Annotated in this window: 12 protein-coding genes and 1 pseudogene; 5 read left to right on the forward strand and 8 right to left on the reverse strand. The window is 74.5% G+C overall.

The window, feature by feature from the left end:
- Positions 1 to 72: 72 nt before the first annotated feature.
- Positions 73 to 1572 (reverse strand): annotated as a pseudogene (locus MW084_RS24310) (type I restriction endonuclease); the annotation flags it as partial.
- A gap of 48 nt (positions 1573 to 1620) precedes the next feature.
- Between MW084_RS24310 and MW084_RS06000 the strand changes: the two are divergent.
- Together MW084_RS06000 and MW084_RS06005 are read left to right on the forward strand one after the other, a co-directional pair.
- Complete coding sequence (locus MW084_RS06000; protein WP_010469990.1) at positions 1621 to 1851, forward strand: hypothetical protein; 231 nt, start codon at positions 1621 to 1623, stop codon at positions 1849 to 1851.
- The gene (locus MW084_RS06005) at positions 1848 to 2897 is read left to right on the forward strand and encodes a serine hydrolase domain-containing protein (protein WP_010469991.1); all 1050 of its coding nucleotides are present in this window, start codon (positions 1848 to 1850) and stop codon (positions 2895 to 2897) included. Before MW084_RS06000 ends, MW084_RS06005 begins: the two co-directional genes overlap by 4 nt.
- A gap of 313 nt (positions 2898 to 3210) precedes the next feature.
- Here MW084_RS06005 and MW084_RS06010 read toward each other — a convergent pair whose 3' ends face one another.
- From MW084_RS06010 to MW084_RS06035, 6 genes are all read right to left on the reverse strand, one after another.
- Positions 3211 to 3795 (reverse strand): hypothetical protein, encoded by a 585-nt coding sequence (locus MW084_RS06010; RefSeq protein WP_010469993.1) that lies wholly within the window; start codon positions 3793 to 3795, stop codon positions 3211 to 3213.
- Positions 3796 to 4198: 403 nt separating this feature from the next.
- Positions 4199 to 5866: a bifunctional uroporphyrinogen-III C-methyltransferase/uroporphyrinogen-III synthase gene (locus tag MW084_RS06015; protein WP_010469996.1), complete on the reverse strand. Its 1668-nt coding sequence runs from the start codon at positions 5864 to 5866 to the stop codon at positions 4199 to 4201.
- The gene (gene hemC, locus MW084_RS06020; RefSeq protein ID WP_029553430.1) at positions 5863 to 6855 is read right to left on the reverse strand and encodes a hydroxymethylbilane synthase; all 993 of its coding nucleotides are present in this window, start codon (positions 6853 to 6855) and stop codon (positions 5863 to 5865) included. Before hemC ends, MW084_RS06015 begins: the two co-directional genes overlap by 4 nt.
- Positions 6852 to 8207, reverse strand: a complete 1356-nt coding sequence (locus MW084_RS06025) for a glutamyl-tRNA reductase (protein ID WP_010470001.1) — start codon at positions 8205 to 8207, stop codon at positions 6852 to 6854. Before MW084_RS06025 ends, hemC begins: the two co-directional genes overlap by 4 nt.
- Positions 8204 to 9007, reverse strand: coding sequence for a redox-sensing transcriptional repressor Rex (locus tag MW084_RS06030; RefSeq protein ID WP_010470002.1), 804 nt, complete (start codon positions 9005 to 9007; stop codon positions 8204 to 8206). The genes MW084_RS06025 and MW084_RS06030 overlap by 4 nt, the downstream gene beginning before the upstream one ends.
- Positions 9008 to 9325: 318 nt before the next feature.
- Entirely contained in the window at positions 9326 to 9604 is a 279-nt protein-coding gene (locus MW084_RS06035; RefSeq protein WP_029553431.1) for a glutaredoxin family protein, read from the reverse strand.
- Positions 9605 to 9707: 103 nt separating this feature from the next.
- Between MW084_RS06035 and MW084_RS06040 the strand changes: the two genes are divergently transcribed.
- The 3 genes from MW084_RS06040 to MW084_RS06050 form a co-directional block, all read left to right on the forward strand.
- Positions 9708 to 10640 (forward strand): HAD family hydrolase, encoded by a 933-nt coding sequence (locus MW084_RS06040; RefSeq protein WP_029553432.1) that lies wholly within the window; start codon positions 9708 to 9710, stop codon positions 10638 to 10640.
- A 385-nt stretch (positions 10641 to 11025) separates the two neighbouring features.
- Positions 11026 to 11808 (forward strand): ECF subfamily RNA polymerase sigma factor, BldN family, encoded by a 783-nt coding sequence (locus MW084_RS06045; protein ID WP_010470010.1) that lies wholly within the window; start codon positions 11026 to 11028, stop codon positions 11806 to 11808.
- Positions 11809 to 12045: 237 nt separating this feature from the next.
- Positions 12046 to 13137 (forward strand): DUF5667 domain-containing protein (locus MW084_RS06050; protein WP_275563502.1); only part of this gene is annotated, 1092 nt, incomplete at its 3' end.
- A 219-nt stretch (positions 13138 to 13356) separates the two neighbouring features.
- Here MW084_RS06050 and MW084_RS06055 read toward each other — a convergent pair.
- Positions 13357 to 14225: lysophospholipid acyltransferase family protein (locus tag MW084_RS06055; RefSeq protein WP_275563503.1), on the reverse strand; the 869-nt coding region annotated here is incomplete at its 5' end.
- Between the last annotated feature and the right edge of the window lie 3 nt (positions 14226 to 14228).

Genomic DNA, 14228 nt, shown 5'->3' on the forward strand with positions numbered 1-14228 from the left:
CGGGGGGGAGGGGTCGAGCGCGTTGTGGAAGCGGACGGTGTTGCCGTCGGCGACGTACCGGAAGGGCAGGCTGGCGCGCCAGGCGCTGAGCTGCTGGCTGCGGGTGAGGCCGGTGGCGTAGCGGGCGGCCTGCCGCATGGCGGCCTCCAGGTCGGCGCCCTCCCGCTTGGCCTCTATGACGCCGACGAGGCGCTGGTCGACGTAGAGGAGGTAGTCGGCGCGGCCGACGGCGGTGGAGACCTCCCGGACGGCGACGCCCCGGCCCGCGAAAAGGTTCTTGGTCGCGTCGTCCTGGACGGACCAGCCCGCCCGCTCCAGCGTCCGGTCCAGCTCGGCCCGGACCTGGGCCTCGCTCATCGGCGGGCGGGCGGCCTTCTGCGCGTGCGCGATGAACTCGTCGCGCCGCGACGCCCCGTCCAGCGGGCGGGCGGCCGAGCGGGACTCCATGTCCGGCGCCGCCAGCTCGGTGATCTTCTCGCTCAGTTCGGCGACCAGGTCGTGCAGCGCGGCCCGTTCGGCCTCCGCGCGGGCCAGTTCCGCCTCGGCCTGCTCGCGGGCGGCCCGCTCGCGCTCCAGGCGGCTCTGCTTGCCGTCGTACCGGAGGCGGGCCTCCTCCAGCCTGCGGCGGTACGCGTCGAGCTCGGTGCGCAGCTGCTCCAGCTCGTGCAGGTCGGCGGCGGTCGCCGGCACGGGCGCGGCGGAGGGCGGCGCGGGAGCCAGGAACACCCGGTGGGCGGTGTCGGAGGGGTCCGAGGCGCGGTGGAGCCAGTCGCCGAGGCGGAAGCACGTCTCGACGCAGCGCAGCGCCTCGCGGACGTTGGCGTAGTACTCGTGGACCGCGCGGTTGCCCGTGGCGCGGATCGCCTCGAACCAGCCGCGCACCTGCGGGACCAGCACCTCGGCCCGGACCAGGGCGTTGATCCGGTCGACCTGCCGGTTCCCGGGGACGGTGACGCCGAGGAGGGTGACCAGGTGCCGGGCCAGGACCTCGCCGAAGAGGCGGGCCTTCACCATGGCCGCGTGCGGGTCGGTGTGGACGTACGACTCCGCGGAGCAGCCGAGCGTCACCAGTAAAGGCTCGTGGCGCAGGAGGTGGCCGAAGTTGGCCGAGCCCGCGGCCAGACGCGCGACCTGCTCGTCGTACTCGCCGGGCCGTCCGGGCCGTCCGGGCTGGCCGGGCTGGCCGGGCTGGCCGGGCTGGCCGGGCTGCTTGGACTCTCCGGGCTCTCCGGGCTCTCCCGGACGGTTTCCCGTTGTACCGCTCACCGTGGTCTCCCCCCACTGAATGTGGCGCCTGGATGTGACGCCTGGATGTGGCGCCCGGATGTGACGCCATCGCTCCGGGCAAAGCCTTGCAGGATACATGAACGGGCGGGCAGGGGAAGGGTTTTGCGGAATATCGGACGCCTCCGGGCCGGGAGCGACCGGGTGCCGATCCTGCGCCCCGGACAGCCCGGACAGCGGGGGCGGCCCGGACAGCCCGGACAGCCGGGGCGGCGGGACGCGGGCGACCCGGACAGGGGCCGTCGGGGGCGGGGCGGTCGGGAGCCTCGTCACCACTCCCACCAGCATGGTCAATCTTTGTTGACGATCGAGAGGAGAGTCAACTACGGTTGACGCATGACCGGAGTAGACCTCTCACCCATCACCGGGAACGCCGACCCCCTCGAAGCGCTGCGCGAGACGGCCGCGCTGCGCCGCCGCCTGGAGGGCCAGGAGGAAGTCCTGGTGTACCGGGCGCGGACGGCGGGGGCGACGTGGACGCAGATCGCCGAGGCGCTGGGCGTCTCGAAGCAGGCCGTGCACAAGAAGTACGGCGGCCGGCGCCTGTTCGGCCGGACGGAGGCGTGACGACCGTGACCTCATCCCTCGACGACCTGGTACGGCGCACGGCGGAGCGGCTCGGCGCGCGGCAGCGCGGCGCCGTCGCGGTGGGCGCCGTCCTGGGCGGGCGGTCCGCCCTGCACGGCGCGGACCCGGGCACGCTGTTCGAGATCGGCTCCGTCACCAAGACACTCACCTCGCTGGTCCTGGCCCGGTTCGCCGCGCGCGGCGCCGTACGGCTGGACCAGCCGCTGCGCGACCTGCTGCCCGGCGACATCACGGTCCCCGAACGCGGCGGCGCGGCCGTCACCCTGGCGCACCTGGCCTGCCACACCTCCGGCCTGCCCCGGCTGCCCAAGGGCCTTCTGTGGCGGGGCCTGTTCCGGTCGGACCCCTACGCGGGCTGCACGGGCGAGTTCCTGCTGGACGGGTTGCGGCGCACCCGCCTGCGGTCGGTGCCCGGCACCCGCTTCCACTACTCCAACCTCGGCGCCGGCCTGCTCGGGTTCGCCCTGGCCCGCCGGGCGGGCACCGACTACGACACCCTCGTACGGACCGAGGTCTGCGAGCCCCTCGGCATGACCGACACCCGCGTCGTCCTCGACCCGGAACGCGCCGCGCGACTGGCCGGAGGCCACTCCCGCACCGGCCGCCCCCGGCCGCCCTGGCACCTGGCCGCCCTCGCCGGCGCCGGCGGGCTGCACTCCACCGTGCCCGACCTGCTCGCCCTGGCCCGGACCCAGTTCGACCCGGTACCCGGGGAACTCGGCGAGGCCGTCGCCCTCACCCGCGCCACCGCCCACCGCGTCGGCACCAGGGTCACCGTCCACCCCGGCTGGCTCTCGATCCCCCTGCCCCGTACGCGGCACCGGATCCTGTTCCACAACGGCGGCACCGGCGGCTACCGCAGCCTGCTGGCCGTGGCCCCCGAACACCGGGCCGCGGTCGTCGTCCTCAGCGCCAACGCCCGGTCCGTGGACCGCCCCGGCCTCGACCTGCTCACCCAGCTCATCGCCTCCGCACCCGACCCGGGTCCCGGCCCGGACCCGGTCCCGGCCGCCACCGGCGCCTGACCGGGGCGGCCCCGACCCGTACCCGAGCCCGGACCCGGACCCCGGCCCCGTCCCGGCCGCCACGGGCGCCTGCCCCGTCCCGTACCGGCCCGTCGTGTGACGCGTACGCCTCGTCGGCGGGGACGGCACCCGCCGCCGACGGNGGCGGGCGCCGGGGCCGCGGCGCCCGTACCCGCGGCCCTCCCCGGAGCCGCCGCGCCGCGCTTCCCGCCCGCCGGGGGCCGCGTTCCCCGACGAGCGCGGGGCGCCCGGCGCCCACGGGCAGGGAACTCCCGCGCCCCGGACGTGCCGCGGCGAGGCTCCGGAACGAAGGTCAGCTCCTCGGGGCCGCCCGGCGGCGCCTGGCGTAGGCGACGGTCAGCACGCCCAGCAGCGGCCCCCACAGGACCAGCGGCGCGTAGCAGAGGTAGAACCACGCGGCCTCCCAGCCCCCGGCCCTGCCCGGGTAGTCGGACGGCACCTCGCCGCCCCGGATCGTCACGTCCATGACCTCGGTGACGGGGACCGCCACGGTCCACAGGAGGGTGAGGACCACGGCCCCGACGGCGGCGGGCACGACGGCCGCCTTCACCGGGACCCGGCGGCCGCGCAGGAGGGGGACCCAGCGCGGGAACACCTCGCCCCAGCGGGCGACCAGCCCGATCGCGGTGAACGCGAGGGCCTCGGACACGATCGACAGGAAGGCGATGTACACCCACTCGCCGGGCGGGACCCCGTAGGAGAACGCGGCGGGCAGCCGCCAGACACCGGACGGGAGGACCGCCAGCGGCACGGCGTACGCGATGAGCCGCATCCGCCGGGACACCCCCTCGGCGGGCTGGTGGGCCGCCCGCCACGCGGCGCGGAACCGCCCCGGGCGGGCGGAGGCCGGTTCCGGCGGGGGGAGAGTCGTCCGCATGCGCGCTCCTCGGCTCCGGCGGGCCGCCGTCCGGCCCCTCGGCACCAAGGTCGCAGGCGAGGGGGCGGCCGGGCATCGGCCCACGGGCCACTCCGCTCCACCGCGCGGACGACACGGCGGTACTACCGGAGGAGTACCCCGGTCCGGAGCCGGACGCGGCCTCGCCCGCCCGGCCCCCACGGGCCGCGCCCCTCGGCACCGGTCGGCCGCGAGGCCCCTGCGGACCCGCGGCGCCTTGAGCGAACCCACGGGGCCGGTCCGCGGGGACCGCACGGGGCCCGTGCCGGACGGCGGGCCCCGCCGCCGCCTCCCCCGGTCACGCACCGGCGGGGCGGAGGGCACCCGCCAGGTGCCCCTCCGCCCCGCCACCGCTCGGGANCCGGCCCGGCCGGGCCGGGACCGGTCAGGTCGTCGTCCGCCTCCGCCGCGCGCCCGGGCGCCGCTCGGAGGGCCGGGTGACCGGGTCGCCCGCCTCCAGCGCCGCCGCCCGGCGCTTCGCGCCGAACTCCGCCAGGGCCTCCGCCAGCCTGGTCACCGACGGCTCCGGCGACAGCACGTCCACCCGCAGGCCGTGCTCCTCGGCGGTCTTCGCGGTCGCCGGGCCGATGCAGGCGATCACCGTCACGTTGTGCGGCTTGCCCGCGATGCCGACGAGGTTCCGCACCGTCGACGACGACGTGAACAGCACCGCGTCGAAACCGCCGCCCTTGATCGCCTCGCGGGTCTCCGCCGGCGGCGGCGACGCGCGTACCGTCCGGTAGGCCGTGACGTCGTCGACCTCCCAGCCCAGCTCGATCAGCCCGGCCACCAGCGTCTCGGTCGCGATGTCCGCGCGCGGCAGGAACACCCGGTCGATCGGGTCGAAGACCGGGTCGTACGGCGGCCAGTCCTCAAGGAGGCCCGCCGCGGACTGCTCCCCGCTGGGCACCAGGTCCGGCTTGACGCCGAAGTCGACCAGGGCCTTCGCGGTCTGCTCGCCCACCGCCGCGACCTTGATCCCGGCGAAGGCGCGGGCGTCGAGCCCGTACTCCTCGAACTTCTCGCGGACGGCCTTCACCGCGTTCACCGAGGTGAAGGCGATCCACTCGTAGCGGCCCGTGACCAGGCCCTTGACCGCGCGCTCCATCTGCTGCGGGGTGCGCGGCGGCTCCACGGCGATGGTGGGGACCTCGCTGGGCACGGCACCGTACGACCTGAGCTGGTCGGAGAGCGACGCCGCCTGCTCCTTGGTGCGCGGCACCAGGACCTTCCAGCCGAACAGCGGCTTGGACTCGAACCACGCGAGCTGGTCCCGCTGGGCGGCGGTACCGCGCTCCCCGACCACGGCTATGACGGGCCGGTGGCCCTCCGGGGAGGGCAGGGCCTTCGCCTGCTTCAGCGTCTGCGCGATCGTGCCGAGCGTCGCGGACCACGTCCGCTGCCGGGTGGTGGTCCCGGCGACGGTCACCGTCAGCGGCGTCTCCGGCTTGCGGCCGGCCGCGACCAGCTCGCCGGCGGCCGCGGCGACGGCGTCCAGCGTCGTGGACACCACCACCGTGCCGTCGGACGCGCCGACCTCGGCCCAGCAGCGGTCGCTCGCGGTGCGGGCGTCCACGAACCGGACGTCCGCGCCCCGCTCGTCGCGCAGCGGGACACCCGCGTACGCGGGCACGCCGACCGCGGCGGCGATGCCGGGCACCACCTCGAAGGGGATGCCGGCGGTGGCGCAGGCGAGCATCTCGGCCGCCGCGTCGCCGTCGAGGCCCGGGTCGCCGCTGAGCGCACGCACCACCCGCTTGCCGCCCCGCGCGGCCTCCATGACAAGATTGGCGGCGTCCCTCAACACCGGGACCCCGGCGGTCAGTGACGCCTCGTCGACAACCGCCAGCTCGGGCGTGCTCACACCCGCCCGCGCGTGGCCGCGTACGACGTCGAGCACATCGGGCTCGGCGATCAGTACGTCCGCGCCCGCCAGCGCCTCGACGGCGCGGAGAGTAAGCAGCCCCGGATCCCCGGGTCCGGCGCCGAGGAAGGTGACGTGCCCGTACGCGGAGAACGCCGAGGAAGCCTTGGATGCAGTGATGGGGCTCAAAGTGCTCGCTCCCCCATAAGACCGGCCGCGCCCTTGGCGAGCATCTCCTCCGCGAGTTCGCGGCCGAGGGCCACCGCGTCGTGGTGCGACGTGGGTACGGGACCGGTGGTGGACAACTGCACCAGCGTGGAGCCGTCGGTCGTGCCGACGACGCCGCGCAGGCGCATCTCATGAACATCCTGTCCGCCGGCCGGCAGGTCGGCGAGCGCGCCCACGGGGGCGGAGCAGCCGGCCTCCAGGGCGGCGAGCAGGGACCGCTCGGCGGTGACGGCCGCGCGGGTGTGCGCGTCGTCGAGCGGGGCGAGCGCGGCGACGAGGTCGTCGTCGCCGGACGCGCATTCGATCGCCAGGGCGCCCTGGCCCGGGGCGGGCAGGACGGTGTCGAACGGCAGGAACTCGGTGACCTCGCCGATCCGGCCGAGGCGGCTGAGGCCCGCCGCGGCCAGGACGACCGCGTCGAGCTCGCCGCCGCGGACGTAGCCCACGCGGGTGTCGACGTTCCCCCGGATGGGGACGGTCTCGATCCGCAGGCCGTGGTCGCGGGCGTACGCGTTGAGCTGCGCCATGCGCCGCGGCGAGCCGGTGCCGACGCGGGCCGTGCCGCCGCGCGCGGACGCGGCCAGCTCGGCGAGCGGCAGCCCGTCGCGGGCGACGAGCACGTCGCGCGGGTCCTCGCGGACCGGGATCGCGGCGAGCACGAGGCCCTCGTGCTGCGTGGTCGGCAGGTCCTTGAGGGAGTGGACGGCGAAGTCCACCTCCCCGGCGAGCAGCGCGTCGCGCAGCGCGGCGACGAAGACGCCCGTGCCGCCGATCTGCGCGAGGTGCTCGCGGGAGACGTCCCCGTACGTGGTGATCTCGACGAGCTCCACGGGGCGGCCGGTCAGCCGGCGGACGGCGTCCGCGACCTGCCCGGACTGGGCCATGGCGAGCTTGCTGCGCCTGGTTCCCAGCCTCAGTGCCCTCTGGGTGCTCTGGGCCCTCTCGGTCATACTCGCCCTCGGTTCACGTCGGCGTCATTCAGGTCGGCCCGCGAGACGGCGGCGACCGCCTCCGGGTCGAGGTCGAAGAGTGTGCGCAGCGCGTCGGCGTACCCGGCGCCGCCGGGCTCGCCGGCGAGCTCCTTCACGCGCACGGTCGGCGCGTGCAGCAGCTTGTCGACGACGCGGCGCACCGTCCGGGTGATCTCGGCGCGCTGCTTGGTGTCGAGGCCGGGCAGGCGCCCCTCCAGGCGGGCCACCTCGGTCGCCACCACGTCGGCGGCCATCGCGCGCAGGGCGACGACGGTCGGGGTGATGTGCGCGGCGCGCTGGGCGGCGCCGAAGGCGGCGACCTCGTCGGAGACGATGGTGCGGACCCGGCCGACGTCGCTGGCCATCGGCGCGTCGGCGGACGCCTCGGCGAGGGACTCGATGTCGACGAGCCGGACGTCCGCCATGCCGTGCACGGCGGCGTCGACGTCGCGGGGCATGGCCAGGTCGAGGATGTCCAGCGGAGCCGTGCGGTCCGCCATGGCGGCCTCCACGGCCACGCCGGTGAGGACCAGGCCCGTCGCCCCCGTGCAGGAGACGACCACGTCGGCGCGGGTCAGCTCCTGGCCGACCTCGGCCATGCGGACGGCGCGGGCGGACACGCCCGTGCCGCCGGGCTCGGCGAGGGACCGCGCGAGGCGCTCGGCGCGCTCGACGGTGCGGTTGGCGACGACGACCTCGCCGACGCCGACCCGCGCGAGGGTCACCGCGGCGAGCGAGGACATGGAACCGGCGCCGACGACCAGGGCGCGCTTGCCCCTCGCCCACGCCGGCACGCCCCCGGCGCCGGCGGCGAGCTGCTCCAGGCCGAAGGTGACCAGGGACTGACCGGCCCGGTCGATCCCGGTCTCGCTGTGGGCGCGCTTGCCGACCCGCAGGGCCTGCTGGAACAGGTCGTTCAGCAGGCGGCCCGCGGTGTGCAGCTCCTGGGCGCGGGCGAGGGCGTCCTTGATCTGGCCGAGGATCTGGCCCTCGCCGACGACCATCGAGTCCAGGCCGCAGGCGACGGAGAACAGGTGGTGGACGGCCCGGTCCTCGTAGTGCACGTACAGGAAGGGCGTCAGCTCCTCCAGGCCGAGGCCGCTGTGCCGGGCGAGCAGCGTGGACAGCTCGGCGACGCCGGCGTGGAACTTGTCCACGTCGGCGTAGAGCTCGATGCGGTTGCAGGTCGCCAGGACCGCGGCCTCGGCGGCCGGCTCGGCGGCCAGGACGTCCTGGAGCAGCTTGCCCTGCGTGCCGGAGTCGAGGGAGGCCCGCTCCAGCACGCTGACCGGGGCGCTGCGGTGGCTGAGGCCGACGACGAGGAGGCTCATGCCGGCATCACGGCGGGGACGTCCCCGTCCGTTCCCTCACGGCCCGCGGCGGTCGCGGGGGCGGCCTGCGCGGCGGCGGACGCGACGGCCGGGAGACCCACACCGTCAACGGCACCGACCGCGCCCCCGGCACCGTCCTCGCCGGCCTTGCGCTGCTCGTGGAAGGCGAGGATCTGGAGTTCGATCGACAGGTCGACCTTGCGCACGTCGACGCCGTCCGGGACGGACAGGACGGTCGGCGCGAAGTTCAGGATGGACGTGACCCCGGCGGCGACGAGCCGGTCGCAGACCTGCTGGGCGGCCCCGGCGGGCGTGGCGATGACGCCGATGGAGACGCCGTTGTCCTCGACGATGCTCTCGAGGTCGTCGATGTGCCGGACGGGGATGCCCGCGACGGGCTTGCCGACCAGCGACGGGTCCGCGTCGAGCAGCGCCGCCACCCGGAAGCCGCGGGAGGCGAAGCCGCCGTAGTTGGCGAGGGCCGCGCCGAGGTTGCCGATGCCGACCATGACGATCGGCCAGTCCTGGGTCAGGCCCAGCTCGCGGGAGATCTGGTACACGAGGTACTCGACGTCGTAGCCGACGCCGCGCGTGCCGTAGGAGCCGAGGTAGCTGAAGTCCTTGCGCAGCTTGGCGGAGTTCACCCCGGCCGCCGCGGCGAGCTCCTCGGAGGAGACCGTGGGGACGGAGCGCTCCGACAGGGCGGTGAGCGCCCGCAGGTACAGCGGGAGCCGGGCGACGGTGGCCTCGGGAATGCCTCGGCTGCGAGTCGCCGGTCGGTGGGTTCGGCCAGTTGCCACGGTGCTCCTGCGGGATGAGCGGGGCTGCGGGCGGCCCGTCCCAAGGCCGCCCCGTCGATAGCAGGCTATGTCTTTGTGAACACGTGCACAAAGATGATGTCTGTTTTGTCCCCTCAAAGTGACCGGGGTCACGCACACTCTTCGCGCCACCGTGGAACCAAAGGGAGCCTCAGTGCGTTCGATCTCCAGATAGGGCAAAGCCGTGCACACTCCCTACGATGACGCCCCCGAAACCGAACAAAAAACACCCGATGGTAACCGCCTTCGGCCACCACCGCCGCCATCGCCGGCTCCCCGGCGGCCCCGGCCGGGCCCGGGTCACCCCAGCAGCGCCGCCCGCAGCCGCCCCGCGTCCACCCGCCAGAACGTGTGCTGCTCCCCGTCCACCAACACGACGGGGACCTGCTCCCAGTAGGCGCGGTGCAGCTCCCCGTCCTCGGTGATGTCCTTCTCCTCCCACACGGCGCCCGTCTCGGCGCAGACGCGCCTCACCACCTCGCGCGCGTCGTCGCACAGGTGGCACCCGGGCTTACCGATGAGCGTCACGGTCCGCGGACCGGCCGGCCTCTTCCTCGCACGTCCGAACATGCACCCCATTGTCCGCTCTCCGACACGCCGCTTCACACCTTCGCCGCGAGGGGTTCACACGTCGGCATCCCACGAGTCGGGCGACGGTGGGCGTACTGGCTATGCTCACGCCATGGCCGCACTCGCATGGCTCTCACCCCGTAGGCGCCCCGCCACCGCGCGCAGCGTGCTGGCCGGCGAGGCCGCCGCGGAGGCGGCGCGCAAGACCTCCCGGCAGCTGGAGCTCCTGGACCGGGTACTGGCGGAGCCCTCGGTCGAGTTCCCGGTGCGCGGCGACGTCCGCGCCGCCGCCTTCTTCGACCTGGACAACACCGTCATGCAGGGCGCGGCCCTCTTCCACTTCGGCCGCGGCCTGTACAAGCGCAAGTTCTTCCAGCGCCGCGAACTGGCCCGGTTCGCCTGGCAGCAGACGTGGTTCCGGCTGGCCGGCGTCGAGGACCCGGAGCACATGCAGGAGGCCCGCGAGAGCGCCCTGTCGATCGTGAAGGGCCACCGCGTCTCCGAGCTGATGGACATCGGCGAGGAGATCTACGACGAGTACATGGCCGGTCGCATCTGGCCCGGCACCCGCGCCCTCGCCCAGGCCCACCTGGACGCCGGGCAGAAGGTCTGGCTCGTGACGGCGGCGCCCGTGGAGACGGCGACGATCATCGCCCGGCGGCTCGGGCTGACCGGCGCGCTGGGCACGGTCGCCGAGTCGATCGACGGCGTGTACACGGGCCGCCTGGTCGGCGAGCCGCTGCACGGCCCGGCCAAGGCGGAGGCCGTACGGGCCCTGGCCGCCGCCGAGGGGCTGGAGCTGGACCGCTGCGCGGCGTACAGCGACTCGCACAACGACATCCCGATGCTGTCGCTGGTCGGCCACCCCTACGCGATCAATCCGGACGCGAAGCTGCGCCGGTACGCCAAGGAGCGGGAGTGGCGGCTGCGCGACTACCGGACGGGCCGCAAGGCCGCGAAGGTCGGGATCCCCGCCGCGGCGGGCGTGGGCGCGCTGGCGGGCGGCACGGCCGCCGCGGTGGCCCTGCACCGGCGCCGCCGCTGACCGGGAGCCGCCCACCGGAAGCCCACCGGGAGCCGACCGGTAGCCCCGGCGGCCGGGCCGCGCGGTCCGCGGAGGCGGAGGGCGCCATTCACGGGGTCCTACCCCCCTGGCCGGGACCCCAGTCCCCCCTACCGCATTCGGGCAGATCAGAGCACCGGGTAAACAAAAACCGAACCACCTCAACAAAAAGCGGTCACCGAATGTGACTGATTGCATCGTCCAGTCGTAACAAAAACGACTGAATCGACGATTTGAGCAACTCGGTGTAGCGCTCCCTGCACAAAGCGTTATTCTCCTCAAACGCACTCGGAACCCCCCACACGTCGTCACGACGGGTGAACGGTCCCGCACTGCACGTGATGGAAGCTCTGCCTCTGGGAGTCCCGTGTACCCACACGTCGGGGTTGACGCCTCGGGCCTGGCTGCGCTGCGCGCGACGGTCCTCGACCACCTGCGCGGCTTCGTCCCCACCGCGTACGCCGTCCCCGCCCTCGCCGCACCGGCCACCGCCGGCCACTGCTACGCCCTGGCCGGCGGAGCCGCCGCCGCCGTCGCCAGGAGGGGCGGGCGGAGCGGCGCGGGCACCTCGACCACCGCCCGCCGGCCCGCCGCCGACAGCGACGGCGGACGCATGATGGAACTGGTCGAACGCGCCCAGGCCGGGGAGGCCGAGGCCTTCGGCCGCCTCTACGACCAGTACAGCGACACCGTGTACCGCTACATCTACTACCGCGTCGGCGGCAAGGCGACCGCCGAGGACCTGACCAGCGAGACCTTCCTGCGCGCCCTCCGCCGGATCTCCACCTTCACCTGGCAGGGCCGCGACTTCGGCGCCTGGCTGGTCACGATCGCGCGCAACCTGGTCGCCGACCACTTCAAGTCGAGCCGGTTCCGGCTGGAAGTGACCACGGGCGAAATGCTCGACGCCAACGAGGTCGAGCGCAGCCCCGAGGACTCGGTCCTGGAATCCCTCTCCAACGCCACCCTCCTCGAAGCCGTCCGCAAGCTCAACCCCCAGCAGCAGGAGTGCGTCACGCTCCGGTTCCTGCACGGCATGTCCGTCGCCGAGACCGCGCGCGTGATGGGCAAGAACGAAGGGGCGATCAAGACCCTCCAGTACCGCGCCGTGCGCACGCTCGCCCGGCTCCTCCCCGAAGACGCCCGCTGACCCGCCGAGCCCGCCCTCCTCCCTCCGACCCACTCCCGGTGACCACCCCATGACGCGCTGGTCCGATCATCTTCCGTCCGTAACCCAGGCGCCGCGACACTCGTTGTGCGGGCTGCAGGCTCCCTCTGGTCGCGCCTCGTCCACCCCCGTCCACTCCTTCGTGTGGATGCGTTCGGCGTGCGCAACCTTCCGGACCCCCTGGGGAGTCGACCGTCATGACGAGAGGAGGTGCCGCCAGTGATCGCGAACGTATCGGCGCACCGGCGGGCGAACGCCTTCGCCCAGGCCCTGGAAGACCAGGCGGCCCAGCAGCCCGAGGCGTCGGCCGAACCCGGCGAGCAGAACCGGCTCCTGACCCTGGCGAACAACCTCGGCGAACTGCCGAAGCCCACCTTGGACCCCGAAGTGAAGGCGGTGCAGCGAGCCCGGCTCGTCGCCGCCATGGAAGCGATGTCCCAGGAGGACGCGGCCGCGGGCGGCGCGTCCTCCGACCCCGCGGTCCCGGGACAGCGGAACCCGAACGGCCGCGGCGCCCACCGCGCCACCGCCCTGCGAAGACTGCGGCCCCGCACCCGCTGGACGAAGGGCCTGGCCGCCGGGGGCCTCACCGTGGGCGTCGCGGCGGGCGCGTTCGGCGGAGTCGCCGCCGCCAGCTCCGACGCCCTCCCCGGTGACACCCTGTACGGGCTGAAGCGGGGCATGGAGGACCTCAAGCTCGGCCTCGCCGACGACGACACCGACCGCGGCGAGATCCACCTCACCCACGCCTCCACCCGGCTCAACGAAACCCGGCGCCTGCTGGAACGCGGCCGGTCCGGCGAACTGGACCAGGAATCGCTCGGCGAGATCCGCCGCACGCTCGACGGCATGCACCGCGACGTCTCCGAGGGCCACCGCCTGCTCCGCCTCGCCTACGAGCGGGACGGCCGCATCGACCCCATCGCCACGCTCGACTCGTTCGCCCGTAACCACCGCGGCACATGGGACGGCCTGCGCGCCAGGCTCCCCCGGCAACTGACCGACGTGCGCGATCAGGTGACATCCGTCTTCGACGCCATAGACCAGCAGGTCGCCCCGCTCAAGTCGCAACTGCCCGACGCCCCCGGCCAGGACGACCGCCGCCCCGGCGAACCCGGCGCCACCACCGCCCCGACCGCCCCTGGCCCGTCCGGCCAGGCCCCGCCCACCCCCCGCGTCCCGTCCACGGGCGGCACGGACCACGCCCCCGGCCCGTCCGGCGGTTCGAGCGAGGCCACCCGCGACGGCCTCCTCGGCGGCGGCACGGGCGGCCTGCTCGAACCGGACCGGCCCGCCACCTCGGCACCGCCCNNNTCCCAGGGCGACCCCCCGGAGTCCACCACCCCCGCACCCGCGCCCACGCCCGACGTGACCCTCCCGCCGCTGCTCCCCGGCCTCCTCCCCGGCCTCGACATCGACAGCGACGGCACCCGCTGACACCACCGCACCCACACGGCGCCGGGCGCCGCTCCCCACGGAGCGGCGCCCGGCGCCGTGCCCATACGGGCGGAAACACCCGCACCCGTACGGTCAGAAGAAGACCGAACGCCGACGCACCAGCAGCTTGTACAGCGTGTGCTGGATCTGCTCCCGCACCCGGTCCGTCAGGTTGAACATCAGCATCGGGTCCTCCGCCGCCTCCGGCGCGTACCCGTCCGTCGGGATCGGCTCGCCGAACTGGATCGTCCACTTCGTCGGCAGCGGCAGCGCGCCCAGCGGCCCCAGCCACGGGAACGTCGGCGTGATCGGGAAGTACGGCAGACCCAGCAGCCGCGCCAGCGTCCTGGAGTTCCCGATCATGGGGTACGTCTCCTCCGCGCCGACGATCGCGCACGGCACGATCGGCACACCGGCACGCAGCGCCGTCGACACGAAACCGCCCCGCCCGAACCGCTGGAGCTTGTACCGCTCGCCGAACGGCTTCCCGATCCCCTTGAAGCCCTCCGGCATCACCCCGACGACCTCGCCGCGCCGGAGCAGCAGCTCCGCGTCCTCCGCGCACGCCAGCGTGTGCCCGGCCTTCCGGGCCAGCTCGCTGACGACGGGCAGCACGAACACCAGATCCGCGGCGAGCAGCCGGAGATGACGGCCCGCCGGATGGCGGTCGTGGACGGCGACCTGCATCATCAGCGCGTCCAGCGGCAGCGTGCCCGAGTGGTTCGCCACGACCAGCGCCCCGCCCTCCGACGGGATGTTCTCCACCCCCCGCACCTCCACCCGGAAGTACTTCTCGAACAGGGGCCGCAGCAACGACATCAGGACCTGGTCGGTCAGCTCCTCGTCGAAGCCGAACTCGTCGACCTCGTACTCGCCGGTGAGGCGGCGCCGCAGGAACGCCAGCCCGCCCGCGATCCGCCGCTCCCAGCCGTCGTCCCCGGCCGCCTCCGCCCCCGCGGCACNCG

The sequence above is a fragment of the Streptomyces sudanensis genome, from assembly GCF_023614315.1.
In the GTDB taxonomy this organism is placed as follows: Bacteria; Actinomycetota; Actinomycetes; order Streptomycetales; family Streptomycetaceae; genus Streptomyces; species Streptomyces sudanensis.

Excerpts from the sequence above, each read along its gene's own strand:
- MW084_RS06000 (WP_010469990.1), top strand. The coding sequence starts at position 1,621 with ATGACCGGAGTAGACCTCTCACCCATCACCGGGAACGCCGACCCCCTC.
- MW084_RS06035 (WP_029553431.1), bottom strand. The coding sequence starts at position 9,604 with ATGGGGTGCATGTTCGGACGTGCGAGGAAGAGGCCGGCCGGTCCGCGG.
- hemC (WP_029553430.1), bottom strand. The coding sequence starts at position 6,855 with ATGACCGAGAGGGCCCAGAGCACCCAGAGGGCACTGAGGCTGGGAACC.
- MW084_RS06010 (WP_010469993.1), bottom strand. The coding sequence starts at position 3,795 with ATGCGGACGACTCTCCCCCCGCCGGAACCGGCCTCCGCCCGCCCGGGG.
- MW084_RS06025 (WP_010470001.1), bottom strand. The coding sequence starts at position 8,207 with ATGAGCCTCCTCGTCGTCGGCCTCAGCCACCGCAGCGCCCCGGTCAGC.
- MW084_RS06040 (WP_029553432.1), top strand. The coding sequence starts at position 9,708 with ATGGCCGCACTCGCATGGCTCTCACCCCGTAGGCGCCCCGCCACCGCG.